Genomic DNA, 25434 nt, shown 5'->3' on the forward strand with positions numbered 1-25434 from the left:
CGCTGCAGAACGCGTGCTGTTAGCGGGAGAGACGGGCAGCTAGCTGCGCGTCGACCTCGCCGAGGGTTTGCGCCGTGGTGCGCAGGAACAGCGACAGGTCGTCGAGTCCGCCGATGGTGTTCTGAGCTCCGGTGGTGAAGCGGTTGTAGGCATCCGAGAACGCGCCGGAGGACTTGTCCGTTGAGAAGCCGGAGCTGATCAGTGCGGCGATCTGCGACTGGAGCTTGCCCAGCGTCGCGTTGATCTCGTCGCGGCCGGCCACAAGGCGGTCGGCATTGGAATTGATTTCCTGGTACGAAACATTGATATTCGCCATGGCGAACTCCCCCAAAAGATAAACATGCAATGATGCGGCGAGATGCCGCACCCCCCGTGCAAGCCGCCAGCTTAGGCTGATTTCAGGCAAAATGTCCTGTTTACCTGGATATATGGTCGAAATCAGGCCGAATGCCACCCGAGTGGGGGTCGTTTGGCGGTGTGAAACGCGCTCGCGAGGAAAGTCCACGACATGCGGTGCTCATACGCGGGTCACGGCGTGGGCTCCGGCGTCGGGCCGACGATGAGTCCATCCGGCAACGCAGGCACCTCGCCGGGCCAGTCCCCAAAGCGGTCCTTAACTTCGTCAGCGCTGACCGACGCCTGCCTCGCGCGCTGCGGGTTGCCTGACTTTCTCGTCCATTCTCCCGCGTCTAGGGCGTCGAGGACGGAGATCTGCGGGTGACCACTCACTATCACCACAATGCTCGAATTTGCCTCCTTCGTCTCGGTCGACCACGCAGCCGCCACCAGGTAGTTCACAAGCACGTCCGGGCGTGGCACTTCGAACCCGGTTTGGAGGCTGATCTTCACGGTCGTAGTGGTCTCCATCTGAAAGCCACTTCGGATGCTCCTCGTGTTGACGGACGCCTCGCTCACACCAGGAATGGCCGACAAAGCAGCATCTACCGATTCCTTCGACTGCCCATCCGAGCCGATGAGCGCACATCCCATCAACGTCGTCAACAGGGCCGCAACACCTATCGATACACCAACTAGCCGGCCCGGCCATGGCTTGGCGCTGGGGCAGGTAGCACATTGAGTCATCAGATGGTCACTTTCGCGTTGCGTAGTAGTCGGTCGCGGTCACTTCACCGGAGAAGAAACGGGCGATCTGTGGATCCGTATTGATCTCGGCGTGTTCGGCTGCCATTACGGCATACCGGTTCGCGTCGTGAACGTTTCCTGGGTAAATGATTGTTGAGTCGGATTCTCCCGCAAGAAGGGATCCAGGTCCGCCCACAGTCGTCCAACTCTCTGGATTTCTCCCGCCCGCCGCGACCGGGACAAGGTCCTCATCGGCCTCGAGGGCAGTAACACGCACATCGTCCGGGATCGCCATGCCCGAGATGGAAGACCCTGCTGTGACAACCTGCTCGATGTTGTAACCGCGGGGGTCGGCAGCCATCGCCGCCGCTGTGATTCCTCCCAAGCTGAAGCCGGTGGTCATCACGGGCGGGGCATTGGGACCGGTGGGGATCCCATACTCTTCCATGGCGTCGAAGACCGCGTTCATCAACGCCGTTTGATCGCCGTGCACCGCAAGAAGATCGGCCGTCAAGTCGTTCGGGACCGCCCCCGCGTACGGATTCCACACCAGCGTGCTCGGAATCTGCACCGTATAAGCATGCTGTTCGACCAGTTCGTGCTGTGCATCTTCTACCATCGTCACGCTCTCGAAAATGCGAATCTCAGCGAAGTCCTGCCCACCGGTGGCGTCAATTTGTTTGGCACTGGCTAAGAGGGATGAAACGTCACCTGGGATTATGCGACCAGACAGATCCTCTTCGAACGAACCCTCAGTCCCGGCTATCTCAGTCCAACTCCTATCGGCAGCTGCCCCTGCCCTCTCCTCGAGCGCTTCGGCGCTCAGCCCGGAAATCCCGAGTTCGGCCTCTCCATCGTTGGCCATCCCGAGGGTCTGCGCGTCATGGATGAGCATGCCCAGAATGTCATCGAAGTACGGACCGGTTGCGTCCAGAAGACTTCCGATGCTCGAGACGCCGTTGGCCGAAACGTCGCTCAAGGAGAAGTTCTCGAAGACCGATTGGCCCACACCGACGGCGAGCGGGAATACACGAGTCCAACCGGCGTCGGAAGAGTTCTCCTGATATTCGTCCGCAGCGGCCATCAGGGCGACGGCCAACGTTTCACCGGTCTCCTGGAGAATGCCCATTTTGATCGATGCGGCCACCGCACTGGCCAGGCCCACCACCACTCCAGTAGCTGTCACCATCGTCACGGCGAGGTCGGCCTGGGCGGCGGCAACTCCCCCGACACCGGAGGCCGCGGCGCCGGCGAGATTTCCCGCGCCGGCAACGGCCACGCCGGCAATACTTCCTGCACCTGAGACGGCCGCACCGGCAAAGCCTCCGACGCCGGTGACGGCGGCGCCAGCCACATCCCAGGCACCGGTTACGGTCGCGCCGACCACGTCACCGGCGCCGTGGATGCTCGTTCCAGCCAGGGTGACCGCACCGCCGACGACGGACCCGCCGACGGACACTCCGCCGCCCAGCGCCGCCGCCGAGACCTGCAGCGCGCTGTCGGCGAGCTGGTAGGTCGTGACCACGGAGGCTGTGACCAGGGCAAGACTCTCGGTCACCACGAGCTGCGTGGTCAGGCGTGTGGCCGCCCGCAGGGCAGCCGCCTCGGCGTTGGCACCGGTCAGCGGGGAGAGCACGAGAGATTCCAGCAGGTCGGGGTCCACGGCCAGGGCCGCGACTGTGCCGATCATGGGTGCCACCAGCCGGTTCAACGACTGGATGGATGTCGTCATCGCCTCGACATCGGCGAAGGTGACCGCGACAGCGGCCCCGCCCGATGTCACGGCCCGGCTCGTTGAGGCCGCGGCGCGGCCCACTGAGCCGAGTACAGCGGCGGTGGCGGCGGTCTGCGCATCCTGTGTGTTGTGCGCGGCGACAGCCTGGGTATCCTGCACGTCGTGCACAGCGGTGGACTGCGCATCCTGCAGATCATGCGCGGCAGCAGCCTGCGCATCCTGCACGTCGCCCGCGGCGGTCGCCTGCGCATCCTGCAGATTGTGTGTGGCGGTGGCGCCGGCAGCGGCGGTATCTCCGATTCCATCACGGTACGCGTCGACGATGGTCGGGGCCGGTGGGGCCTTGTCTTCAGCGGGCATCGGTTGCTCCGGTCAGGTCGTTGGATGACAGGAGGGTTTCGGCAACCAGCCCGAGCAGGTCCTGGCGGATACCGGCCAAGGCGGTGCGCCGGATCGTCACCCGCCCCTGGTCGGTGATGGCCTGCGCGGCGTCAGCACCCGCGGCGGGCCGGGGCAGGGCCACAGACATCTTCAGCCAGCCCCGCGGTCCCCTGAACCAGTCCCGGGCGAACAGAGCCCCACCTGCCGTGTCTCCAACCACACCGAAGGCTTTGATCCGGTACCCCGTGCCCATCGCCCCGCTGAGATCCTGCAGCACCTCACGGGCGTCTGCGGCGTGGAGTTCGGCGGTGAGGTTCGCCACAACCCTGTGGTCGTCGCCGCGGATCGCGGCGATCAACGCACGCGACTCCACGATCCCCAGCGACACGGCCCTGCCCGACCCATCGCTGACCGGCGGGCCGGCCACGAGTGAATCGGCTGGCAGCAGCCGGGCCAGCGACGGGTACAACCCCGCCAAGGGCGCCATGGTGACCTCCACCTGCGGCTCATCCTCGGTTTTCGCGGTGGAGCGCACGGTCAAGCCCGCGCAGACGGTCCCGGTCACGGTTGTGGAGTGCACAGTGGTCGAGCGCCCGGCCCCTTCGGCGGCGCTCCAGGCCACGACCTGGACGACCAGTCGACCCGACATCTGCAGGGTCAGCGCCAGCAGCAGGGTCGACGGGATCTGTGTCGACCAGTCGGGATCGTCCAGGCCGACTTCGTTGCTGACGAGCTGCCGCGCCTTCAGTCCTGTCAGCACGCCGGCCGACTGGGTTGTCTCATCGGCAGCGCCTGTCGACTCGGCAGCGGGGATAAACGCCGGCAGGATCAGGCCAGGCAGGTGGTCCCGGAGCAGGCGCACCTCCGGCAGGGTCAACGAGAACAGGGTCTCCGAGGCGCGGGCCGTGGCGCCGGTCGCGCCGCTCACTTCCAGCCCTGCGTGGAGAAGGTGCCGTCCAGGTCAAGCCAATCCCGGGAGCCCGCCGGTGGCAAGGCCGGCACGGCGCGCACCACACTCCGGGCCAGCTCGACCGTTGACTCTGGCACGAGTTCGTCCGCCATGGTGAACATCGTCACGCGCACCTCGTCCGCGGCGCCGCTCAGGGCGCTGCCGATGGTGTTCATGGCGCTGCTGACCGAAGCCACCGCGATGTCTGTGGTCGTTTCGATGACGTTGCCGACCACGTTCACGGACCTGTCCCAGGCCACCTGCACTGCTGCCTGGGCTGCTGCGATGGCCGCTTTCGCTTCATCGACGGCGCGGGCGTGGGCCTCCAGTTGCAAGGCTGCGTCGTCGAGCAACTGGGCTTCGCTACCCAGACCCAGGGCTACAGTGCGAATACGCGCGCGCAGCGTGTCCCCCGCGCTCGACGACCAGGCCATTCCTTCAACCTGGGTCAGCAGCCCACTGGCGCGGCTGCGTAGCTGGGTGGCGTTGTCGCGCGTGGTCGACGCCTGCGTGCGCATCCGGCTGGTGTCTCCGTACATGTCAGCTCCGGGTCTCTATGGGGATCGGGCGCGGGAAGGCCACCTGCACCTGGATGGCCCGGCCGGCGTCGACGAGCAGGCCACGGCCGGGTGGGAAGTCGCTGCGGGTGACCCGCGGGAAGGGGGTGCGGAACAGGCTGAGGCCATCCGTCTCTTCGGGTTGCAGCACGATGCCGGCCCTGGCGGTCTTCAGCTCGCTGTAGATCTGCCAGGCGCTGGCGGCGGTGACGGTGTCGGTTTCGGCGATCACCGGCACACCGGCGCGGCGGGCCGCCTTGATCAGCCGGGCCACGGCGCCCTCGGCGGGCAGCCCCTCGAAGTCGCCCACGTTTTCGACCACGATCAGGAGGTCGGTGCCGCCGGCCGTGGCCGGTTGCTCCAGCACGGTCGCGAGGCGCACCGCCAACGCTTCGGCTTCGTCCGCGTCGGTCGAGAGTTCCGCCCAGTCGGTGACGTCGGCGAGGGCGCTGCGCCGGCCCACGAGCAGGCACGGCCGCAGCTCGGGCCGGGTCGCGCGCACAGATTGCAGGATGGTGGTCATCGTCGTCGTACGGCCAGAGCCGAACGGCCCGGTGACCACGAAGAGGCCGTCCAGGGGCACGCCCACCGGCTCGAGGCTTTCGTCGCTGACGCCGAGGGTGGGCCGGCCGGCCACCTGCGCGGGCAGGTCGGCGAGCGGGATGTGCACGGCCAGACGCTCGACCCCGGTCGCGGCGTCGACGCCGGCGGCGCGCAGCCGAGCGGCGAGCGTCTCCACCCAGGTGGACTGCACGGTGAGGTCGGCCGTGCCGCCCGGCACCGCCAGCTGAACCTCGTGGCCGTCGACCAGGCCGCGGCCGGGCACGGCGTCGGTGAGCACGTCGGGGCGCACCCCGGCGGCCGAGTACTCGCTCTCACCGGCCAGGCGCAGCACGAGTCGCTGCCCCACGTTGGCCAGCAGCTGTGTCGGCAGCGCCCCCGAGCGGTCGGCGGTGAGCACAAAGTGCACGCCCACCTGCCGGCCGGTGGCGGCGAGCTTGAGGAACCTGTCGAACAGTTCGCCGGCGCCGCGGAATTCGTAGTCGGCGCGGAACGCCGCCATCCCGTCCATGAGAACGAGCACGCGCGGTTCCGCGACGGCGGTGATGCGCCGGTAGTCGCCGAGCGAGCCGGCCCTGGCCAGCGCGAACCGGGCGGCCCGGTCGTCCACCAGCTGGGCGAGGTCCTTGAACAGGCGGGCGGCCCGTTCGGTGTCGTCGCCGGCGATCACCGCGCCCACGGTGGGTAGCGACTCGAGCATGCTCAGGCCGCCGCCGGCGAAGTCGAGTCCGTAGACGGCGACCGGATGCGTCTCGGCCGCCGCCGAGGCGGCCACCGCGATCGTGCGGAGCGCCGCGGTTTTGCCCGCCCCGCCGGTGCCGAGGATGACCAGGTTGCCGATGGTGTCGAGGTCCAGGACGAACGGGGACTGGCGTTGTTCCTCGGGTTCGTCGAGCATCCCCACCGGCAGCAGCCCCTCGCCGGCGACGGGCAGCCCGGCCAAGTCGAACAGGGCCGGCAGCTGGTCGAGCCAGGGCTTGCGGGGCAGGGCCAGGTCGCGGCTGTCCGCGGCGCCGGCGATGGTGCGGGCCAGGCGTTCGATGTCGCGGGCTCCGCCGGCACTGCGGGGGCGGGCGACGTTGCTGGCCCAGGTGGCCCCGGGGCCGAAGGACAGGTCGGCGACCTCCACATCCGGTGCCGGCACCGAGGCCGACGCGGGCGGGGTCAGGCCGCCGAGGTAGGCGGTTTGGAAGTCGAGCACCCGGCCGGGGCCGAGCTTGGCCGCGGCCCGACCGGGGGTTCCCGGGTCGAAGCCCGCGGCATCTGCCACGCCGAGCACGTCCTGGCTGTCGGCCTCGTCGGCCACCCGCAGCGCCACCCGCAGGTTGGTGTTGGCGCGCAGGCTGTCTTTGATCACGCCGGCGGGCCGCTGGGTGGCCATCACCAGGTGCAGGCCGAGCGACCGGCCGCGCTGGGCCACGTCGATGACGCCGTCGACGAACTCCGGCACCTCGGAGGCGAGGGCGGCGAATTCGTCGATCATCAGGATCAGCGCCGGCGGGGCATCCGGGTCGGAACGCTTCTCCAGCGTCTCGAGGTCTTTGGCGCCCTTACTGTTCAGCAGGTGCTCACGGAACCTCAGCTCGGCGCGCAGCGACGTGAGCGCCCGGCGCACGAGGTGCGGGTTAAGGTCGGTGACCAGGCCCACGGTGTGCGGCAGGTCGACGCACTCGGCGAATGCGGCGCCGCCCTTGTAGTCCACGAGCAGGAAGGTCACCCGGTCCGGCGCGTATTCCGCGGCGATGCCCATGATCCAGGTCTGCAGGAATTCGCTCTTGCCCGACCCGGTCGTGCCGCCGACGAGGGCGTGCGGGCCGTGCGTGCGCAGGTCGAGGTAGAACGGTTCACTGGCGCCCTGCCCGACGAGGGCACGGATGCCGCCGGCCTCACGCGAGGTGCCGGGCACCCAGCTCGAACTGAGGCTGTCGTTCTTCACCCAACGCTGCAGGACCGCCGCGGTGTCGTCGGCCACGTCACCGTCGTAGAGGTCGAGGAAGTTGACGCTGTGCGGCAGGTCGGTTTCGTCGAGCACCCGGGCGCCGATGTCTTCGACCGGAGCCAGCGCCCTGGCGGCGGTCGCGGCACCGGCCGGGTCCACGGTTTCCAGGGTCGCCAGGGCCACCGTGCGCCCGACACGCACGAACCCGACGTTCGTGCCGGCGGGCTGCACGTCGAGGTAGGTGCGGCAGACCACGGGCAGCGCCGCCACGGAGGGTGCCAGCCAGACCAGGAAAACGCCGTGGTCGGCGCCCTCTTCGCTGAGCGCGACCAGGCGGGACCGGTCGGCGGGCGCTTCGTTGGTGACCAGCACGATGATCGCCGGTCGGGCCGGGAGCCGGTCCACCGCGGCGGCCAGGTCGTCGGTGGCCGTGCGCGATTCGGTCAACCGCGACCGCACCTGCTCGGCGCCGGATCCGGCCGTGCGACGGGCCGCGATCAGGCCCTCCAGGGCGGCCAACAGGGCCGTCGCGGCAGGGAAGTCCGCGGCGAGGCCGTTGACCCGCAGCGGACTGTGCGGGGAGTTCACGTGCGGCAGCCATTTCAGCCAGGCCCAGTCTGCGGTGGCGTCGCCGCCGGCGAACGCCATGACGACGAGGTCGGCCGGGGAATGCAGGCCGACCAATTGGGTGATCACGGCGCGGGCCGCATCCGCCGCCTGGGTCGACGAGCCGGCGATGCCGAGAGCACCGCAGCGGGCGAGGTTTTCCGAGACGGGCACGCCGTCCACCTGGGCGTATTCGTCGATGATGGCGTTCACCCGGTGCCACTCGTCCACGGTGCCGGTGTGCTTGGACGGCAGGGCGATGGTGCTGCGGCTGCGCTGTGCGCCCAGGCCCAGGCGCACCTCGAGAAAGCTGGCGTGTTCGGGTTTGCGGGTCCACAGCAACGCGGAGTGCTCCTGCATTGCGGTGGCGATGGCGGCGGCGGACGGCGATTCGGCCAGCCGGGCGTCGATCTGGCTTTCGCGTTCCTCCGCCAGGCTGTCTTCGAGGTCGACGACGGCGGCGTCGAAGCGTGCGTTCTCGGCGCGACCCTTACGGCGACCCTGGATGCGGTTGTCGATCCAGGTGCCGAGCAGGATGATCGGGGCCATGGCGATGAACAGGAGCGTGTACACCTGCCGGGTGGCCAGGAACAGCACCGCGCCCATGACCACTGGGGCGATCAGGGCCAGGGTCGGGAAGCGCTGCTTCTCCGGCGGGTTGGGCAGCTCGGGTGCGGTGAAGGTGCGGCCGAGATAGACCGGCTCAACGCGCGGTGAGCGGGAGAAGTCCGCGGCGGCCGGTTCCGCCGACGCCCCGGCGGGCACCGGCAGCGGGATGACCATGAGCACGGATGCGCCCAGCTGCAGCCGGGACGAGGCCGAGAGCAGCGAGCGGTGGCAGAGGGCGCCGTCGACGGTGAGGCCGTTGGCCGAGTTCAGGTCGGTGACGCTGATGGTGTCGCCCACCGTGATGGAGGCGTGGCGGCGCGACACATTCGGGTCGGTCAGCGGCACCTGCGAGTCGGGGGCGCCGCCGACGTAGTTGACGCCGGTGGCGATGGTGAACTCGTTCCCGGCATCCGGGCCTTCGAGCACCCGCACGATCGCGGCGGCGGTGCCGAAGAGGTCGTCGCCGTCTCGGCGCTCCAGGCTGGAGACCACTTCGACGGTGCAGCCGGAGCGCAGATTCGACTCGTGGATGGTGGCCGACGGGTTGAGCAGCCGGGCCTGGACCCGGCCGGGGTATTCCGCTCGCAGGGTGAGGTCCGGGGCCGGCCCTGCGCCTGCCGTCTCTGGCGAAAGCACCGGCGTTCCCCGAACCGTTCGGCTCGAGAGGTGTCTGGCGATATCACTGACCGTCGCGGTGACATCCGCCGTCACGACGACATCGCCCACCAACCCGGACGAATCTTTTACGGCAAGTCGAAGCTTCATCGTTGTTCCCCCAGGGGCGACCATACGGCATCGGGCCCCCTGGGCGGTGCTTTTTGCCTCTGATCGGGCAACTTCGAGCAGCTAGGCGGGCGCCCCGGTGCTCGCCGGCAACAGGTGGCGGGCGAACCAGTCGGCGGCCAGCTCGGCAACGGCGCCCAGGGCACCCGGTTCCTCGAACAGGTGGGTGGCCCCGGGCACCACGGCCAGACTGTTTTCGCAGCGCAGGTGTTTCTGCGCCTCGCGGTTGACCTCCAGCACGGTGATATCGGCACCGCCGACGATGAGCAGGGTGGGGGCGGTCACCAGCGGCAGTCTGGTGCCGGCCAGATCCGGTCGGCCGCCACGGGAGACGACGGCGGCGATGTGTGTGCCCGGCTCGCCGGCCGCCCAGAGCGCCGCGGCGGCTCCGGTGCTGGCGCCGAAGTAGCCGATGCGGCATCCGGCGGTCTCGGGCCTCTCGGTCAGCCAGTGCGTGACGGCGGCCAATCGCCGGCCCAGCAGCTCGATGTCGAAGACGTTGCCACGGTCCAGCTCCTCCTCCGGCGTGAGCAGGTCGAACAAAAGGATGCCCAGCCCTGCCTCGAACAGCACATCGGCCACGTACTGGTTGCGGGGGCTGTGCCGGCTGCTGCCGCTGCCGTGGGCGAAGAGCACCACTCCGGTCGGCGACACGGGCAGGTGCAGGTGCCCGTTCAGGGTCACGACGTCGACGGGAATCTCGACCTCGTCGTCGACGCCCGCCTCGGGGCTCGGAGTCGTGGTGCCCGACGGTCCGGTGAGCCGGCGGGCCGCCTCGTCGAGCAGCCGGGCGACCTCGTCGTCGGTGGTGGCCGAGAAGTCGGTGTAAAACTGGCCCACCGCCCAGAAGGTCTCCGGTGCCGCCAGGTAGACGATGTCGTCGGCGCCGGTCATCTCCGCCAGGGTCGAGGCGGCAATTACGGGCACCGCGAGGATCACGTTCTCGGCGCCGAACCGGCGGGCCACGTCGCAGGCCACCCGTGCGGTCGCCCCGGTGGCCACCCCATCATCGACGATCACGACGGTACGGCCATCGAGCGGGATCCGGCTGCGTCCCGGCCGAAGCCGCGCCACCCGCGCGTCAAGGTTCACCCGCTCGCGGGCTTCGACCGCGCTCACCTCGGCGTCGGTCACCCCGGTCAAGGCCACGGTCGATTCGTCGATGAGTTGCTCCCCGCCCTCGCCGATGGCGCCCATCGCGAATTCGGGCTGGAAGGGCACACCGAGCTTGCGCACGACGATGACGTCGAGCGGCACGTCGAGCGCTGCGGCGACCTCGAACGCCACCGGCACTCCCCCACGGGGTATACCGAGCACAACGATGTCCTGCCCACGCAGGTAGTCGAGCTGCAGGGCCAGCCGGCGGCCGGCCTCGACGCGATCAGTGAAGAGCACCATCGGCCCATGATCGTCCCCGAGTCAGCCGGGCGCTAGTCACCGGGGCTGCGTCGGTCTCAGCTGTTTGAGACCCTCACGCCGCCGACGCTGTCGAACGAAGGCTGTGCCTGCTCAGCAGGGCCACGGATCGCACGGCGATGCTCCCGATCAGCACCGTGGCGAGCCCAATGGCCAGCCACGCCCACACCGCGTGACCAGGGCCGCCCCAGAGCGCCAGCCAATGTGCCGCATACGTTCCGCTGGAGGCGGCGGTGAAGGTGAAGGCCCAGAACCCCAGCGTGAAGGGCAGCCGCCAGTAGGCGCCCAGCATCATCAGCTGCACCAGGATCAGCACGACGAACGTGCCGAGCAACATGGTCTCGATCAGGTCGATGCGGCCGCCGTTGACGGCGAACCAGGCGTTTCCCGCCACGGCCGGGGGCGCGGACCAGATCGCGAAGGTCGGTAGGAGAGCGGCGGGCGGGGTGGGGCGGAACGCCATCCGCGCCAGGATGATCGTGCCCAGAATCAGCCAGAAGAGGATCCCGACGGCGATGGCCGCTTCGCCCAGCAGCGTCCAGCCGAAGGTGCCTGCGCCCTGCCCGACGATGAACGCGGCGGCGACCGTGGGCAACAGGTAGCCGGCGTGGACGGTGTCGATGCTGCGCTCCCGGAGCGCGAGCTGAGCGAGAAACCAAGCGCCGAAAAGCAGGCCGATGATCATGAAGACTCCCGTGGCGATGCGGCCGGCGAGCGGGAGATACTGCGCGTAGTGCGTGCAGACGAGCATCGCCGACGTCGGTGCGAGCGAGGCGAAGGCGCCCTGCACAGGGTCGCGCAGGTCTTCGCGGATGCTTCCGCCTCGATTACGGGATCGCCACAGGTAGTTCGTGACGACGACGATCCAGGCGGCTGCGGCGAGCATCCACAGCCCCTCGGCGATGATGGGCGGCGCGAGGGAAGTGTGGGCGGCCATGGTCCAGGTGCCGGCAAGGCCGGAGAGCCCGAACGGGATGCCGAGGCTGCTGAGCGGGGCCCGGCCGGTGCGGGCGCGCGACAACGGGGCGGTTCTCATGCGATGGTCTCCTCGCGGACGGACGTGAACGGTGAGCGGTGAGCGGTGAGCGGTGAGCGGTGAGCGTCGTGCCCATCACATCGTCCAGCATCCCGATCCCGCCCGGTCCACGCTACGCGGGGTCGGGCGGGACCTTCGTCACAGTGAGTCCCCATGTATGGGTCCAGGAATCCTGTTTGCAGCCGGCTCGGAGAGCGCTCGCGCCCGCAGGACGCTGATACCGAACAGGACCCAGCAGATGCCCGCCCCGAGATGCGCGACAACGCCGTAGATTCGGTAGCCGCCGATCGGGTCCGTCAGCGTACTCGGCAGCAAGGCCCAGGCGAAGGCACTCGCGAGGAGTACTCCAATCAGCAGCAACAGAAGGCGGCTCGGCCTGCTGACTCGTGGGTTGCGCCGCGTACCCACAGCGAGCAGGGCCAGGCCGATTGCGGCGACAGGTAGCAAGAAGGGTGCCCCCAAGGCCTGGATGCTCAGATCGACGAGCGCCGGAACGATGAGCCCGATCAGTAGCAGCACGTAGCCGACCCGTGCAACGCGGCCCGGAGTCGGCACCAGACGCGACGCGAGAAGGACCAGCCCCGTTGCAATCAGCAGATTCGGAATACCACCGAGCAACATGCCCCAGAACAGCATCGAGCCGCCCAGAACAGCGCGGTCTTCGTTGAACGACGTCGGGCCATGCACCGTGGTGAAGACGAGCCAGAGCGCGGCCGAAAGCAGTCCGCCCAACACCATCATGGCGCTCGCCCATCCAACTCGAGCGGGTGTATCGTCCGGGCTCATGCCGCCAACCATAGACCCGACGGTTCGCTGTGACGCCGGTCGTCGCGCGCCTACCGGCCGTCAATGATGGACATCAGCCCCGCAAAGGCGAAGATCCCGGGCACCACGTAGAGCAAGGTGAGAAAAACGAACCAGCCAAGCCCGCCGAGCATCGACCAGAAGCCGTTGGTGCGGTCCCGGAAGTTGAGGCGGCGTCCGTCTGGCCCGATACGGGGGCGCGGCGCAACCCACACCACGTCGGGATTCTTGAGCGCGGCGTTGATTGCCGAGATCACGAGTGGGATCTCTTGCCCGGGTACGCGTTCATCGCGATATCGTCGGGCGCTGGCTGCGATTCGTGAAGCGACGTCGGCGAGGATTGCGTGGACGGCCTGCCAAGGCTCTGGCGTGCCGAAGTCGACAGCTGACGAGGTGAAGAAGACCAGGGTGTCGTCGACGATTTCTATGTTGTAGTCGCTTGCGGTGTCGATGAGCGCCGCCATCACGTCGGGCGTGAGCAGATACAGCGCGTCCGACCGGTATGTCATCGGCGCGTACAGGTGGAACCATCGGTCGAAGTTTCCCTCGAGAGACAATCGCTGGGCGCGGTCGATTCCTCCGGGCAGGTCGCTGCCGAGCCGGTTGTTCGAGGTCGCGTCAAGGATCAGGTGCGGCAGCGGCGCGGGCAGCCTGACGGCGAGATAGTGCCAGGTACCCGACCGGCCGGCCCGGCGCACCAGATTGCCGAACTCGACACCGGGCGCGACGAAACGTGGATGCTCACTCACTCCGCGGCTGGGAGTGGTGATCAGCGACGAAAACGTCGCGACCGAACTCGGCCGGTATTCGAAACCGTTCGCTAGGGCGGTCAGGGTCTGCCGCCATTCTTTCAGCCGGGTGCGCGGCGACGGCGGCCTGGCCGCCCAGCGATGTAGCCAGTAAGTCCCGAAGAGCCAGCCGGCGAGAATCGTCATGGTCACCGTGAGACCGCCGATGTCGGACGCGTCTGCCTGGCCGTCGTGATACACGTCGACGCGCACACCGAATGTCATGAAGACGATGAAGAGGTACCACAGGATCAGGCAGTTGTTCACATGCACGAGCACCTGCCGCCGCGTCGGCACCCACTTCGGCCGGGAGTCACGGCGCACGGACGCCATCGCCGCAGCGACCTCGTCAGCCGGCGCGGTCAACCAGCGTAGTTCCATGGTCATCGATCCCCCGACACTCACGTTAGTGCGCGCGCGAACGCGATCGCGCCCAACCGTTTCGTCGCACGCCTCTTTCGCCCGGCCGGGGGGCCGGTGATACTGACCGCACGCGGACTGCCTCGGAGGAGGACACCATGAATTCCGTCATCGGCGAGATCCTCCCGCTCGCGCTCGGCATCGCCATCAGTCCCATCCCCATCATCGCCGCCATCCTGATGCTCCTCTCGCCGAAGGCCCGCGGCACGAGCGTGGGCTTCCTGATCGGCTGGGTGCTCGGGGTGGTGGTGGTCGTCACGGCATTCACGCTCCTCTCATCGCTCCTCCCCGAGCCCGGCGACGACGGCTCGCAGCCGGTCGCCGGCGTCGTCAAGCTGGTGCTCGGAGCGGCACTGCTGTTCCTGGCCGCGAGACAGTGGCGGTCGCGACCCGCGGGCGACGCAGACCCGCCGCTGCCGAAGTGGATGGCCGCCATCGATTCCATGACCGCCGGACGCGGCCTCGTGCTCGGCATCGCGCTCTCGGGACTCAACCCGAAGAACCTGCTCCTCGGCGCCGCCGCCGGGGTATCGATCGGCTCCGCCGGGCTCAGCGTGGGCTCCACAACCGTCGCAATCGTCGTGTTCACCGTGATCGCCGCGTCGACGGTTGCCCTGCCCGTCATCGCCTACCTCGCAGCATCGAACCGGATGGCCGGCCCCCTTGAGGCGCTCCGCGGGTGGTTGGTGCACAACAACGCCACGGTGATGGCCGTGCTGCTGCTCGTGATCGGCGTCGTCCTCATCGGCAAGGGCATCGGATCGTTCTGACCGGAAGAACTTCTGGTCCCCTTTTGCGCCGACTGCGGTCAACGACCTTCCACTGGTACCTTGACGCATCGACAGTCGGTCCCCGGGAGAGGAATCGCATCCGTTCATGACGGCTGCCGTCTCTCTCGGCGGGTTTGCGTCGACAAGGCAGGGAATCGGTAGGTCCATGAAGAGAGTCTCGTATTGCGGAGAATCGTTCCTGACCACAGATGGGGCCGCGGATGCGCTTCTGGAGTTGGTCGTCGCGTTTCCGGGGGGCCACGACTCCGAGTTGTTCCAACTACCCGCGGTCAACAGCGACGGCGATGAGATGGTCGTGCAGGTGGTCGTCGGGCCAGGCAGCGAGCTCATCAGCGTTCCGGAAAAATCCACGGCGGGAGAACCGGACACCCTCGAGACGGTTGCCTACCTTCGCGATCGGATGCGCACACTCACGTTCCCCATCGAGCTGACCTACTCAGAGGCGTTGTTCTTCGCCGAGTACGGATGGGACACGCGTTACGTGCTCTAGGCACCTGAGCTGCCCGTGACAATCGGCGACCACCAAAGCCCCGACCGGCGAATCTAGCCACCGGCGTTCATGAGCTGCGTCGGGCACTCTCCGTCTGGGCTTGTCGCGAGTTCGAAGTGCCACATCTCGTTGGCGTAGATCTGGCAGAGCCCATAGTCGGCTCCATGCTGGCTGAGCCAGCTGTCCGCATCGGTTCGCCCGATGTCCACGGCCTCGCCGGTGACGTGTTTGGACTGCTCCGGCGAGAGCACGAACTCCCCCGCAACCTCCGCGCTGCCGTACTCGATCACCGCGGCGTCGAGCAGCGACTGCTGGTAAGCGGCACTTCGCCATCCGCTCGTCACGACGAAGTCGATGCCGTCGGCAATGGCGTCGCGCGCGGCGTCCTGCATGGCCGAGCGCAGCCCGGGCTCGAGCTTCGCGATGGCCGGCAGGTCGTCAGCGAAGGGAGAGACCGCCTCGCCTTCCTCGATCGCGCCGTCCTCAACGCCCACAGCGGGGCCGGCGGGCCAGAGCCCGCCAGCGACGGCAGCGTCGTCGCGGGACGGTCCGGTCAGGGCGATCAGGCCGACAGCCAACCCGCCGAGCAGCAACAGGCCGAGCATGGCGGCGGCGCTTCTCTTCTTCAACACTGGTGCGTCTCCTTAATTCGTGGAGACTTCAGTCCATCAGGGGCGCCGTTGCGGGAGCGTTTCGGAATTTGGATATGTTTCCGATACGCCCCAGGTCACCGCCGGGAGGTGGCGGAACCCGGGCCGGGGAACCGCACCGTCACGTCGAGCCCGCCGGCCGAGCGCGCTGTGATGTCAAGCACCGCGTCGTGCACGTCGACCACTCGGGCCACAAGAGCGAGACCCAGTCCGCTGCCCACCGGCCCCGTGCCCGGGCCTGCTGATCGGCTGCCGACGCGGCCGGCTCCGCGGATGAAGGGCTCCGTCAGCGTGCCCAGCACGGCGGGGGCCACGACCGGCCCCGAGTTGCTGACGGTGAGCTCCACGCCACCGTCGGCCACGGTCTCGGTGCGCACCGTGACCCAGCCGTCCGATGTCGTGTTGTGGCGGATGCCGTTGAGGATGAGGTTGGCGGCGACCTGCCGCACCAGCGTGCTGCTGCCATCGATGTCGCCCTCACCAAGCACGCTGGAGATGGTGACCCCGGCCTCGTCGGCGAGCGGGCGGAGTTCACGGATGACGTCGCCGACGGTTTCGGCCACGTCGATCGGGGCGTGTTCGATGGGGTGACCGGCGTCAATGGTCGCCAGGGCGAGGAGTGCCTCGACCACCTCGATGCCACGCCGGTTCGTCTCGTCCAGCCGACTGAGCAACCTCCCCAGATCCTGTGCGGCGGGATCGGCCAGCGCGACATCCAGCATCGATCGTTCGATGGCGTACGGGGTCCGCAATTCGTGCGCGGCGTTCGCGGCGAACCGGCGTTGTTCCTCAAACGAACCCTGCAGCCGGTCGAGCATCGAATCGAAGGTCTCGGCAAGCTCGCGGAACTCGTCGTGCGGGCCGCGGAGGTGCACGCGATGATCGAGCGACCCGGCGGCGACGCGGCGGGCGACCCCGTTGATCTGCTCCAACGGGCGCAGCATCCGGCCCGCCAGGAACCAGCCGCCGCCGAACCCGATCGCCAGGAGCACGAGGAGCACCTGCCAGGTGCGGGGCCAGAGCACGGCGAGCAGGTCGCTGCGATTCGGCATGAACGGGCCGCCGTTGTCCAAGTTCCCGTCGGGCACGAATCGGAGGATGTAGAACACGAGGGCCATGAGCGCGATGCCGGCCACGAGGAGGAAGCCCGCGTAGCTGAGGGTCAGCCGGAGTCGGGCGCTCATGAGCGGCCCGTGACGCTGGTCTCCGCGACATCCAACCGGTAGCCGACGCCGGCGACGGTGTGGATGAGCCAGGGGTCGCCGAGCCGTTTGCGTAGCGACGAGATGGTGATGCGCACGGCGTTGGTGAACGGGTCCGCGTTCTCGTCCCAGGCCCGCTCCAGCAAGGTTTCGGCGCTGACCACGCCGCCGCGGGCCGCGAGCAGCACCTCGAGCACGGCGAATTGCTTGCGGGTGAGCGCGACATAGCGCCCGTCGCGGTATACCTCCCGCCGAAAGGTGTCGAGCTTCAGGCCGGCGTGCTCCTGCACCGGCGGAGCGCCCTCGGCCGGGCGGCGACCAAGGGCACGCAGCCGCATCACGAGCTCGCGCAGTTCGAAGGGTTTGGTGACATAGTCGTCAGCGCCGATCTCGAAGCCGCGCACCTTCTCGTCAAGCAGGTCGGCAGCGGTCAGCATCAGAATCCGGCACGGCAAGCCGGCCGCGACAATCCACCGGGCGACGTCGTCACCGTGAGTACCCGGAATGTCACGATCGAGGATGACCGCGTCATACTCGTTCACCGCGAGGATCTCGAGCGCGGTGTCGCCATCGCCGACGATGTCCGAAGCGATGGCGGCGAGCCGGAGACCGTCGCGGATCGCTTCGGCAAGGTAGAGCTCGTCTTCGACGATAAGTACGCGCATTCCACCATCGTATGCAGGGGTGCATATCGCCAGCGTATGAGGACCCGGCGCCCAGCTAGCCTTCCGGCGCGCTCGGCTCTGCTGCCCGCAGATACTCGTAGACAACGACGTGGTCACTCTTGAGCACGAAGCGGGTGAGGCTGCCGGTCGTTTGCATGAGGTCAGCGATGGTATCGAGGTCATCGGCGGAACACGCTTCGGCGCCGATTCCCTCGTTGAGCCCTTGAACGGGGTGGGCCACGAGCAGGCAGGTTGTGCCGTAGCGAGACTCCCCGCTCCAGACGCTGAGGTAGCCGTAGTCTTCGTAACGCCGCATCTCATCGGCATCGAGACCCAGCCGGTCGAGAGTGCCGTGCGGGTCTTTCGGTTCGTCGGCGTCGACACTGTCCGACTTCAGTGCGAGCACGAAGTCCGGTGGAAACGCGTAGTCCGGTGTGAGCACGTATTCCGGTGCGCGTGGCGACATCCACGCGACAAGGGCCGCGATCACGGCAAGGGCCGCGATGGCGCCGCCGAGGATCGCGAACCAGCGGCGGCCGCGCCACCACGGAGCCGCGGGGGCTCCGTCGATGGTTTTCGAACCGGCAGACTCATGCTCGGCGGACGCCCCGTCCTCAGGTTGAGGGCTCGATGCCGAATCAGAGCGCGACCCATGGCCGGACCCAAGGACCGGGACGCGTTCTGGGATCGGATCGGGAGCCGATGCAGCCGCTTCGCCAATGGGAGCCGGCTGCCTGCGTTGGGCGGCCTCCAGTTCGGCGAGCCGAGCCTGAGCCGCCGCATCCCCCGCGATGTCGGCGCCCGGTCCGTACGCACGTCGTCGCAGGCGGTCCAACTCGTTGGATTCGTCGAACTCGCCCGAACCCGGCGGCACGTCCATGTCCTCATTATCCGCGCGGGCACGACACGAGGAAAGGGGGCACGCGCCGAGCCGTCCGTCAGGTCTTCTTCAGTTCCTCGGCGAGCATGACGATGATGCCGCTGGGGCCGCGAAGGTACGTGAGTTTGTAGATGTCCTCGTAGGTCGCCACGCCGCGTAGCGGCCGGCAGCCGTGCCTCGCGGCGATCTCAAGGGCCTTGTCGATATCGTCGACGGAGAAGGCCACACGATGCATGCCGATTTCGTTGGGCCGAGTGGGGTTCGACTCGATTGCATCCGGATGGATGTACTCGAAGAGCTCAAGGCGACCGTGACCGTCTGGTGTTTGGAGCATTGCAATTTTGGCGTGGTTGCCGTCGAGGCCGACGGCAGTGTCGGTCCACTCGCCACTGACAGTGTCACGCCCGACGACTGTGAGACCGAGGTCAGTGAAAAAAGCAATCGTCGCTTCGAGGTCCCGAACGGCAATGCCGACGTTCTCCAGTTTGATGGCCATGTAATGCACGATACCGAGAAGGGCCGAGTGGCTCCACCTGAAAGCCGGGACTCAATGGAGCGCTGATCCTCGTCAGTTGATGATTTCGCCCCGCTTTTCCGCGCGGAGTGCTGCCAGGCGCACTTTCCACGCCTGTAGCGCCTCGGGCGTCTGCCGTTCCCAATCGGTCACTTCGCCGATGACCCGCAGCGGAGCACTGCTGCGATACGACCGGGTGGGGTTGCCGGGAAACTTCTTGTCGGTCACATTCGGGTCGTCCTCGAATGCCCCGGTCGGCTCGACGGCGTATACCCGCGGGGCGCCGTCACCCGCCGCGAGTTCCGCAGCGAGTCCAGCTCCGTTCGGAAGAGCGGTGAAGTAGATGTGATTCATCACGACCTCGGGACGGTAGTTCGACCGGAAGCCCGCCCTGAGAAGATCACCATCCCGGAGATCGGCTTTCGTGCCGTGAAAGAACGGACCCTCGTCTCGTGGTTGGCTCACTGCAACAGCCCACGTTGATCGCGCTGCGGACCCACCGATGGTGCCACCATCCCGGGTGCGGCGAATTCCGTGAGGACACGAAATCCCTGTCTGTCGACAGGCCCATGACCAGCCGCGAGCACCACAGCTCCGACTCCAGCCTCCCGGTCGAGGCCGATCCAGCTGCTGAACCCCCCGGTACGGCCGTTGTGCCAGGTGATCGTGCGGCCCCGGAACTTGAGTGTGATCCACCCCGCGCCGATACCAACCCGGGGAGTGAATTGTGAGACCGGCTCGAGTGCGGACAGACCCTGAGCTGTGCCGTCGAGGACCGAGCGGAGGAAGCCGCGCATTGTGCCTATGGTCGCTCGCACGCCTCCTGCGGGGGCAAGCCCTTCACCCACCCAAGCGGCCAGAGGGCGTCCGAATCGGCTGAATCCGGTCAGATCATCCGGGCCAAGTTCCTCCGCCCGCGCGGGAGTTGAGAACCCGGCTCCCAGGACGTCGTGCAGGAGTCGTCCGTAGCCACTCCCGGCCGCCCTCGCCACGGCGTGCCCGAGGAGTTGAAAACCCAGATTCGAGTACCTGGGTCGAGGGGCGCCAATCCGCACATTACGGGTCTGGTTGAGGAGGTCGGCGAGCGAATCACCGTAAGGGTTCTCACCTCGGATCCAGAAATCAAAGTTACGGCGCAGTGGATGCATCCCTGGCGGCAGGCCTGGAAGACCAGAGCGGTGAATGGCCAGGGAACCCAGGCTCACAGAACCAACCTCTCCGTGGCCCTCGAGCGGGAGTAATTCGCGAAGGACGGTTGCCTGCGAGACGAGACCGCGCTCCATCGCGTCCCGATACAACATGCCCGTGAGCACCTTCGAAATCGACCCGATCTCGAAGGTGGAGTCGCGATCAGTGCCCATCGTCGCGGTCAATTCGCCCTGAGGGGTGATCACCGCCACCGCTGCCGCCCCAGTTGACCGGAACGCGTGGTCCACCGCGCGAACGAGCTCAGTGTCCCCGGTCCATTCAGTCTTCACAAGAAAACTTCCTCTCCTGGAGTTCTCGCGACGATCAGCAACGCCGACGCGTCAACCATCATTGACGAATCGATTGATCAAACCATAGTCGACCCAGTCGTCGAAAGTCAACAATGGTTGACGCTAGCGCTTGCCGTACTTCCGGTGGACTGCCTGCTTGCTCACACCGAGGCACTGGGCAATGGCTTCCCACGACAGCCCGGCCTGACGGGCATTGCGAACGAGGCCTGCCTCACTACGCGCTATCTCCCGATGAAGCTCAGCAACGATCTGCAACGCTTCCGCTGGCCCCTTGCTGCCCATCGATTCGACGAGGGTCTTCAGCTTGTTCGACTCCATTCGTCAATTCTAGTTGACGAAGGAACAGACAACCCGCACAATCCATGACACCCGAATGGGGATCCGCACCGATGTCACTCCCAATCGGTGCGCTCAGCTGAGTCGCAATACCTGTCACGGAGCGGCGAAGAACCCGATCTACTTCTTTTTCAGGGTTTTGGCATGATCGATGACGTAGTTCGTTCGTTCTCGAGGGGGCCGGTCGTAATCGTTCGCGTCTGGACGTGCGGGTATTGCCACTTTTTCGGGTTCCCGGTGCTCATACGGAATTTGTGTCAGAAGATGATTGATCGAGTTGATCCGGGACGCGCGCTTGTCATCGCTCTCGATGGTCCACCACGGGGCGTAGGAAAGGTCCGTCGCCGCGAACATGGCGTCCTTGGCACGGGAATAGTCCTCCCAACGAGTGATCGAGAAGAGGTCCGTGTCGGAGAGCTTCCACCGGCGCATCGGATCTTCCAGCCGGGAGCGAAACCGTTCTTCCTGGACTTCGTCGGAAACGGAGAACCAGAACTTGACCAGGATAATCCCGTCATCAACCAGCATCCGTTCTACCAGGGGCACTTGCTCGAGAAACAGGTGGTACTGCTCATCAGTGCAATACCCCATCACTCGTTCGACGCCACCACGGTTGTACCAGGACCGGTCCATCAGGACGATCTCCCCAGCGGTGGGTAACCGTTCGATATATCGCTGAAAATACCACTGCCCTTGCTCCCGCTCGCTCGGAGCGGGAAGTGCGACGACTCGAGCGGAACGCGGATTGAGGTACTGGACGATCCGCTTGATTGCCCCGCCCTTACCGGCAGCGTCCCGGCCTTCAAAGATGACCAGCACCTTTGCCCCGGTTTCGATGACCCATTGCTGCATACCAACGAGCTCGGCTTGCAACCGTTCCAACTCTTGCTCGTACTTCTGCTTGGGAACACGTTTGGCGGCGCCAGACTTTTTCGACTTCGACACGGTGAACCCTTCAGCGATCGGCGGCGGTGGCCCAAGATCTGGCCGGGATGATCATAGATGCCGCGTGGCGGAAAGTAGAGGGGCAGCGCGTAATTTTTCCGTTCGATGGACTGGGAAACAGCCTCCGACGTGATTTACACCGTCTGCATGGATCTAGGCAGACCACACACGCTCGTTGTGACTATTCCGGGGTGATCTAGCGTTGAATGCGCCCGTTCGAAGTCCTAAAATTGACGCATACGGTGTCGCCCGTGATCTGGATGCCGTTCGAGCGATTAATGACCTTGGCACGCTGATATGAGTGAAGTCTCGCAAATTATCGGAAGCAAATTGACTTCCCCGTTCTTGGAGCTTCTGCCGATCACCGGTGTGGCCATTTCGGTATTCGACCAAAATCGACGGCCCGCGATGCTTCATTCCACTGACCTCACCGCCGCGCACCTGGAAGAGCTGCATTTCGACCTGGGCGAAGGTCCTCTATTCGACGCCTTCGCCAGCGGCTCCCTGGTTTCCATTCCTGATCTTGCCACGACCGAACGGTGGCCGGTGTTTCTTCACAATGCAGCCGAGCTCGAGGTCGGCGCCATCTTCGTTTTCCCCCTCATGTTGGGTGCAGTGTGTTCAGGGGCTGTGCTCTGTTACCGAAAGGCAACCGGACCGCTCGCCGACAGCGCCGCCGCAATCGGTACATCACTCAGCCGCGCGATTGCCGGACCGGCCTTCCGTGAAGCCATCCAACTCGCGGTCGACGAACCACCCGATGAGCTAGCCCCGATTGAGTGGCGAAGACAGGTTCACCAGGCCACCGGGATGGTGATTGCTCAACTGAATATCACCGCGACGGATGCATTCTCCCGGATACGGGCATACGCTTTTTCTAGCGGACACACAGTTCAGGAGGTTGCTACCGAGGTAGTCACCCGGCGCCTCAATCTCGCAGAATTCCCCGAGTAGGCCGAAATGGACATCAACGAACCGGCGCACGACATCACCAGGGAGGCGAGAATCAACGACGCGTTTGTGCGGGTGGCCGGCACTCTGATCGAGAGCTACGACGTAGTGGAGCTCCTGTCTACGCTGTTGGACACCTGCACCGACCTGCTGGATGTGCAGGCGGGCGGTATCTTGCTGGCCGACATCACTGGCGCGCTCGAACTAGTCGCCTCGACCAGCGAAGAAGCCGAAATCGTCGAGATCATGACCGTCGCCGCGGGAGCAGGGCCGTGCATCGAGTCCTACGACACCGGCACTGTGGTCAGCGTGCCCGACATCGATGCGAACGCCCCGACGTGGCCGCGTTTTCGCAAGACAGCGCTGGAACAGGGTTTCCGGTCTGCCCACGCCACGCCGCTGCGATTGCACGGCCATGTCATCGGGGTAATGAACCTTTTAGGAACAAAGCCGGGAGCGCTGAGCGAACGAGACGCCCAACTCGCCCAGGCCTTGACGGATGTCGCCACCATCGGCATTCTGCACGAACGCACGTTCCGTCAACCAGAAGTTGTCGCCGCGCAGCTCCACCTTGCGTTGGACACGAGGATCCTGGTGGAACAGGCAAAAGGCGTTCTTGCCCAATCGCATACCCTCACCATGACCGAGGCCTTCACCGCTCTCCGTGAACACGCCCACAAGCAAGGGGTCACCTTGCGAGCCGCAGCCGAAGGGGTCATAGGCCGCACCACCTCCATCGAATCGATGGCGACGCCAACCACGTAACGCAACACGTGCCGGCGCTGGTCCCCCTCGATCGAACTATGCGCTGTGCAGCGCTTTCGCCTTGAGTGCGTCGTATTCGGATTGGGTGACTGCTCCGGAATCGAGGAGCCGCTTGGCTGATTCGATCTGAGCCGCCGGCGAGTCTGTAGCTGCGACCGAGCGAATGTAGTCGTCGGTTTGGGATGTAGCGGCGCGCGATGCGGCAGCGCTTCGCTCAGCCATGCTGCGGCCTCGTGCGATCAGGTAGATGAAGACCGCAAGGAACGGGAGGAAAACGAGGAAAAGGGTCCATAGTGCCTTGGCCCAGCCGTTCAGCGTCGGGTCTCGGAACACATCGATGATGACCGTGATGAATATCCACAGGCACGAGATTGCGATGTAGAACCAAAAGAACCAGACGAAGAAATCCCAGATGCTCATGACTGTTCCGTTTCCCTCGCGAACGTGCCAATCACGCTCGAATGCTCAGATGATAGGAGGGCCGCGGTGCGGGCGCAACACTATGGTCAACCGGCCGCCCAGCCCGCCGGCCGCAATGACTATCCCACGCGCCGTGACGGGTCAGTCCGAGCTCGAATTCAGGACGCGCGCCCGCGCCGAATCCTGGGCGGCCACTCGGGAGCTGACGATGGCATCCGCCGTTCGCTCGGCGTCGGCGATGCAGCTGGCCAGCCCCACTCCCCGATAGGAGGATCCGGTCAGATACAGGTCGGGCAGCTCGGTCAGCGCCGCGGCCATGTCGTCGAGCCTGGCCTGGTGACCCACCAGGTACTGGGGCATCCCCTGCGGCCAACGCTGCACGAACTGCTCGAGCGGCTCGCTGGCCAACCCCATCGCCTCGCCCAGTTCGGCGCGCACCCGCAACACGAGGGTTGCCTCGTCCACGCTGAGCCAGCGATCATCATCGTGCCGGCCGACCATGCAGCGCACCAGCACCACGTCGCCATCGGCCAGGTGTGGCCACTTCAGGCTGGACCAGGTGCAGCCGACGATCAGCCGGCCTTCCTCAGGTGGCACCAGAAACCCGGTCCCGGTGAGGCCTACCGGGAATGCCGCCCGCGGGTAGGCCAGGCAGATCGTGGCCACGTTGGCGTATTCGATTGCGCCGAGCAGAGCGGCGAGCTGTGGTGCGGCCGCAGCGACGATCCCGGCCGACTCGAAGGCCGGCGTGGCCAGCACCACCACGTCCGCGCCGATGACGCTCCCGTCGTCGAGGTCGACCCTGTAGGCGTTGACCGGCGGCTCCCCCGTGGGCATGAGTTCGGGCGGAAGCTGGGGGGTGACCGTGGCGACCGAGCTCCCTCGCCGGATCGTGGTATCCGTCAACGTGGCGCTGAGGGCGTTGATGAGTCCCTCGAGCCCGGTGCTCAGGGTCACGAGTGAGGGTCCGGTGCCACCACCGCCGGGGGCAGGCGCGGGCCGCCGCCGCATACCGAGGTAGAGGCTGCGGTGGGTACCGGCGAGGGCGGCGATGCCGGGAGCGGTGCTCTGGGCGCTGAGCGTGTCGGCGCGGCCGGCGTGGATGCCGCCAAGCAGCGGGTCCACCATGCGGTTGAAAACCTGGGCGCCCATCCGGGCGCGAACGAGTTCCCCGACCGACGGATCGGCCGAGGCCGGCCGGCGGCGCGGCAGCACCAGGTCACCGGCGGCACGGGCCAGTCCAAGCGGCGAGAGCAGCCGAGATCGTAGGAGCGGCAGCAGTCCCCCTGGCACGCCGAACATGGTGCCTGCCGGCAGCGAACGCAGGCGATTGCGGCTCCAGATGCGCGCGCCGCCGCCGTTCGGGGTGACCACAAGGTCGGCCAGGCCGAGGTCTTCGATCAGGTGCGCCGCTACGGGCGCGCGCACCATGAGGGCGTCGGGACCGGTATCAAGCGGATGCCCCGCCACGGTTCGCGTGGCAATCTTGCCGCCCAGCCGATCAGTTCCCTCGACCATCGTGATCTGCAGCTCTTCACCGAGCCGTCGGTGCAGAAAGTAGGCGGTCGTGAGGCCGCTGATGCCGGCGCCGACGATGGTGACGCGGGTCGGTGCGGGCCGGGGGTGTTCTGACACTGTTCTTCTTCCGTGATCGGACTT

General features: G+C 66.7%; 25 protein-coding genes. 4 read left to right on the forward strand and 21 right to left on the reverse strand.

The window, feature by feature from the left end:
• Positions 1-19: 19 nt before the first annotated feature.
• The 10 genes from CXY76_RS17740 to CXY76_RS17785 all read right to left on the reverse strand — a co-directional run bounded on the left by CXY76_RS17740 (position 20) and on the right by CXY76_RS17785 (position 13634).
• The gene (locus CXY76_RS17740) at positions 20-406 is read right to left on the reverse strand and encodes a WXG100 family type VII secretion target (protein ID WP_233199992.1); all 387 of its coding nucleotides are present in this window, start codon (positions 404-406) and stop codon (positions 20-22) included.
• Positions 407-528: 122 nt separating this feature from the next.
• Positions 529-849: a hypothetical protein gene (locus tag CXY76_RS17745; RefSeq protein WP_146073487.1), complete on the reverse strand. Its 321-nt coding sequence runs from the start codon at positions 847-849 to the stop codon at positions 529-531.
• Positions 850-1090: 241 nt separating this feature from the next.
• A complete protein-coding gene (locus CXY76_RS19465) occupies positions 1091-3178 on the reverse strand; it encodes a hypothetical protein (protein ID WP_158253935.1) in 2088 nt (695 codons plus the stop codon).
• A complete protein-coding gene (locus tag CXY76_RS17755) occupies positions 3168-4127 on the reverse strand; it encodes a hypothetical protein (RefSeq protein WP_104166839.1) in 960 nt (319 codons plus the stop codon). The genes CXY76_RS19465 and CXY76_RS17755 overlap by 11 nt, the downstream gene beginning before the upstream one ends.
• On the reverse strand, positions 4124-4687 hold the full coding sequence (locus tag CXY76_RS17760) for a hypothetical protein (RefSeq protein WP_104166841.1): 564 nt from the start codon (positions 4685-4687) through the stop codon (positions 4124-4126). Before CXY76_RS17760 ends, CXY76_RS17755 begins: the two co-directional genes overlap by 4 nt.
• Position 4688: 1 nt before the next feature.
• A complete protein-coding gene (locus CXY76_RS19790) occupies positions 4689-9056 on the reverse strand; it encodes an FtsK/SpoIIIE domain-containing protein (RefSeq protein ID WP_158253936.1) in 4368 nt (1455 codons plus the stop codon).
• 210 nt (positions 9057-9266) lie between these two features.
• Positions 9267-10601, reverse strand: coding sequence for a phosphoribosyltransferase family protein (locus tag CXY76_RS17770; protein ID WP_104166845.1), 1335 nt, complete (start codon positions 10599-10601; stop codon positions 9267-9269).
• A gap of 73 nt (positions 10602-10674) precedes the next feature.
• Positions 10675-11655, reverse strand: coding sequence for a C4-dicarboxylate transporter (locus CXY76_RS17775; RefSeq protein WP_104166846.1), 981 nt, complete (start codon positions 11653-11655; stop codon positions 10675-10677).
• A 138-nt stretch (positions 11656-11793) separates the two neighbouring features.
• On the reverse strand, positions 11794-12441 hold the full coding sequence (locus CXY76_RS17780) for a hypothetical protein (protein WP_146073488.1): 648 nt from the start codon (positions 12439-12441) through the stop codon (positions 11794-11796).
• A gap of 50 nt (positions 12442-12491) precedes the next feature.
• Complete coding sequence (locus CXY76_RS17785) at positions 12492-13634, reverse strand: hypothetical protein (protein ID WP_158253937.1); 1143 nt, start codon at positions 13632-13634, stop codon at positions 12492-12494.
• A 131-nt stretch (positions 13635-13765) separates the two neighbouring features.
• Between CXY76_RS17785 and CXY76_RS17790 the strand changes: the two genes are divergently transcribed.
• Together CXY76_RS17790 and CXY76_RS17795 are read left to right on the forward strand one after the other, a co-directional pair.
• Positions 13766-14437 carry a GAP family protein gene (locus CXY76_RS17790; RefSeq protein WP_104166849.1) on the forward strand — a complete coding sequence of 224 codons (672 nt, stop codon included), beginning with the start codon at positions 13766-13768 and terminating at the stop codon, positions 14435-14437.
• A 106-nt stretch (positions 14438-14543) separates the two neighbouring features.
• On the forward strand, positions 14544-14948 hold the full coding sequence (locus tag CXY76_RS17795; RefSeq protein WP_104166850.1) for a hypothetical protein: 405 nt from the start codon (positions 14544-14546) through the stop codon (positions 14946-14948).
• Positions 14949-15001: 53 nt separating this feature from the next.
• Here CXY76_RS17795 and CXY76_RS17800 read toward each other — a convergent pair whose 3' ends face one another.
• The 9 genes from CXY76_RS17800 to ppk2 all read right to left on the reverse strand — a co-directional run bounded on the left by CXY76_RS17800 (position 15002) and on the right by ppk2 (position 21639).
• Positions 15002-15580 (reverse strand): M15 family metallopeptidase, encoded by a 579-nt coding sequence (locus CXY76_RS17800; RefSeq protein WP_199190351.1) that lies wholly within the window; start codon positions 15578-15580, stop codon positions 15002-15004.
• Positions 15581-15675: 95 nt separating this feature from the next.
• Positions 15676-16782: a HAMP domain-containing sensor histidine kinase gene (locus tag CXY76_RS17805; RefSeq protein ID WP_104166851.1), complete on the reverse strand. Its 1107-nt coding sequence runs from the start codon at positions 16780-16782 to the stop codon at positions 15676-15678.
• Positions 16779-17465, reverse strand: a complete 687-nt coding sequence (locus CXY76_RS17810; RefSeq protein ID WP_104166852.1) for a response regulator transcription factor — start codon at positions 17463-17465, stop codon at positions 16779-16781. Before CXY76_RS17810 ends, CXY76_RS17805 begins: the two co-directional genes overlap by 4 nt.
• A 55-nt stretch (positions 17466-17520) precedes the next feature.
• Entirely contained in the window at positions 17521-18345 is an 825-nt protein-coding gene (locus tag CXY76_RS17815) for a hypothetical protein (RefSeq protein WP_104166853.1), read from the reverse strand.
• A gap of 58 nt (positions 18346-18403) precedes the next feature.
• Entirely contained in the window at positions 18404-18841 is a 438-nt protein-coding gene (locus CXY76_RS17820; protein ID WP_104166855.1) for a VOC family protein, read from the reverse strand.
• A 72-nt stretch (positions 18842-18913) separates the two neighbouring features.
• Positions 18914-19324, reverse strand: a complete 411-nt coding sequence (arr, locus tag CXY76_RS17825) for an NAD(+)--rifampin ADP-ribosyltransferase (RefSeq protein ID WP_104166857.1) — start codon at positions 19322-19324, stop codon at positions 18914-18916.
• Entirely contained in the window at positions 19321-20259 is a 939-nt protein-coding gene (locus CXY76_RS17830) for a serine hydrolase (protein ID WP_233199996.1), read from the reverse strand. Before CXY76_RS17830 ends, arr begins: the two co-directional genes overlap by 4 nt.
• Before the next feature lie 201 nt (positions 20260-20460).
• Positions 20461-20676: a transcriptional regulator gene (locus tag CXY76_RS17835; protein WP_104166859.1), complete on the reverse strand. Its 216-nt coding sequence runs from the start codon at positions 20674-20676 to the stop codon at positions 20461-20463.
• A gap of 138 nt (positions 20677-20814) precedes the next feature.
• Positions 20815-21639, reverse strand: a complete 825-nt coding sequence (gene ppk2, locus CXY76_RS17840) for a polyphosphate kinase 2 (protein ID WP_104166861.1) — start codon at positions 21637-21639, stop codon at positions 20815-20817.
• A gap of 297 nt (positions 21640-21936) precedes the next feature.
• On the opposite strand from ppk2, the gene CXY76_RS17845 reads away from it, so the two are divergent.
• Positions 21937-22593, forward strand: a complete 657-nt coding sequence (locus tag CXY76_RS17845) for a GAF and ANTAR domain-containing protein (RefSeq protein WP_104166863.1) — start codon at positions 21937-21939, stop codon at positions 22591-22593.
• Between the two features lie 6 nt (positions 22594-22599).
• The gene (locus CXY76_RS17850; RefSeq protein ID WP_104166865.1) at positions 22600-23355 is read left to right on the forward strand and encodes a GAF and ANTAR domain-containing protein; all 756 of its coding nucleotides are present in this window, start codon (positions 22600-22602) and stop codon (positions 23353-23355) included.
• 36 nt (positions 23356-23391) lie between these two features.
• Here CXY76_RS17850 and CXY76_RS17855 read toward each other — a convergent pair whose 3' ends face one another.
• On the reverse strand, positions 23392-23775 hold the full coding sequence (locus tag CXY76_RS17855) for an SHOCT domain-containing protein (protein ID WP_104166867.1): 384 nt from the start codon (positions 23773-23775) through the stop codon (positions 23392-23394).
• Between the two features lie 141 nt (positions 23776-23916).
• Positions 23917-25410 carry a protoporphyrinogen oxidase gene (hemG, locus tag CXY76_RS17860; protein ID WP_104166869.1) on the reverse strand — a complete coding sequence of 498 codons (1494 nt, stop codon included), beginning with the start codon at positions 25408-25410 and terminating at the stop codon, positions 23917-23919.
• Between the last annotated feature and the right edge of the window lie 24 nt (positions 25411-25434).

Source organism: Cryobacterium sp. N22 (assembly GCF_002929555.1).
GTDB lineage: Bacteria > Actinomycetota > Actinomycetes > Actinomycetales > Microbacteriaceae > Cryobacterium.

Coding starts and splice junctions, on each gene's coding strand:
- CXY76_RS17810 (WP_104166852.1), bottom strand. CDS start 17,465: ATGCGCGTACTTATCGTCGAAGACGAGCTCTACCTTGCCGAAGCGATC.
- CXY76_RS17780 (WP_146073488.1), bottom strand. CDS start 12,441: ATGAGCCCGGACGATACACCCGCTCGAGTTGGATGGGCGAGCGCCATG.
- CXY76_RS17790 (WP_104166849.1), top strand. CDS start 13,766: ATGAATTCCGTCATCGGCGAGATCCTCCCGCTCGCGCTCGGCATCGCC.
- CXY76_RS19465 (WP_158253935.1), bottom strand. CDS start 3,178: ATGCCCGCTGAAGACAAGGCCCCACCGGCCCCGACCATCGTCGACGCG.
- CXY76_RS17785 (WP_158253937.1), bottom strand. CDS start 13,634: ATGACCATGGAACTACGCTGGTTGACCGCGCCGGCTGACGAGGTCGCT.
- CXY76_RS17820 (WP_104166855.1), bottom strand. CDS start 18,841: ATGGCCATCAAACTGGAGAACGTCGGCATTGCCGTTCGGGACCTCGAA.
- CXY76_RS17855 (WP_104166867.1), bottom strand. CDS start 23,775: ATGAGCATCTGGGATTTCTTCGTCTGGTTCTTTTGGTTCTACATCGCA.
- CXY76_RS17845 (WP_104166863.1), top strand. CDS start 21,937: ATGAGTGAAGTCTCGCAAATTATCGGAAGCAAATTGACTTCCCCGTTC.
- CXY76_RS17760 (WP_104166841.1), bottom strand. CDS start 4,687: ATGTACGGAGACACCAGCCGGATGCGCACGCAGGCGTCGACCACGCGC.
- CXY76_RS17815 (WP_104166853.1), bottom strand. CDS start 18,345: ATGGACGTGCCGCCGGGTTCGGGCGAGTTCGACGAATCCAACGAGTTG.
- CXY76_RS17850 (WP_104166865.1), top strand. CDS start 22,600: ATGGACATCAACGAACCGGCGCACGACATCACCAGGGAGGCGAGAATC.
- CXY76_RS17835 (WP_104166859.1), bottom strand. CDS start 20,676: ATGGAGTCGAACAAGCTGAAGACCCTCGTCGAATCGATGGGCAGCAAG.
- CXY76_RS17795 (WP_104166850.1), top strand. CDS start 14,544: ATGACGGCTGCCGTCTCTCTCGGCGGGTTTGCGTCGACAAGGCAGGGA.
- CXY76_RS17775 (WP_104166846.1), bottom strand. CDS start 11,655: ATGAGAACCGCCCCGTTGTCGCGCGCCCGCACCGGCCGGGCCCCGCTC.
- CXY76_RS17770 (WP_104166845.1), bottom strand. CDS start 10,601: ATGGTGCTCTTCACTGATCGCGTCGAGGCCGGCCGCCGGCTGGCCCTG.
- CXY76_RS17805 (WP_104166851.1), bottom strand. CDS start 16,782: ATGAGCGCCCGACTCCGGCTGACCCTCAGCTACGCGGGCTTCCTCCTC.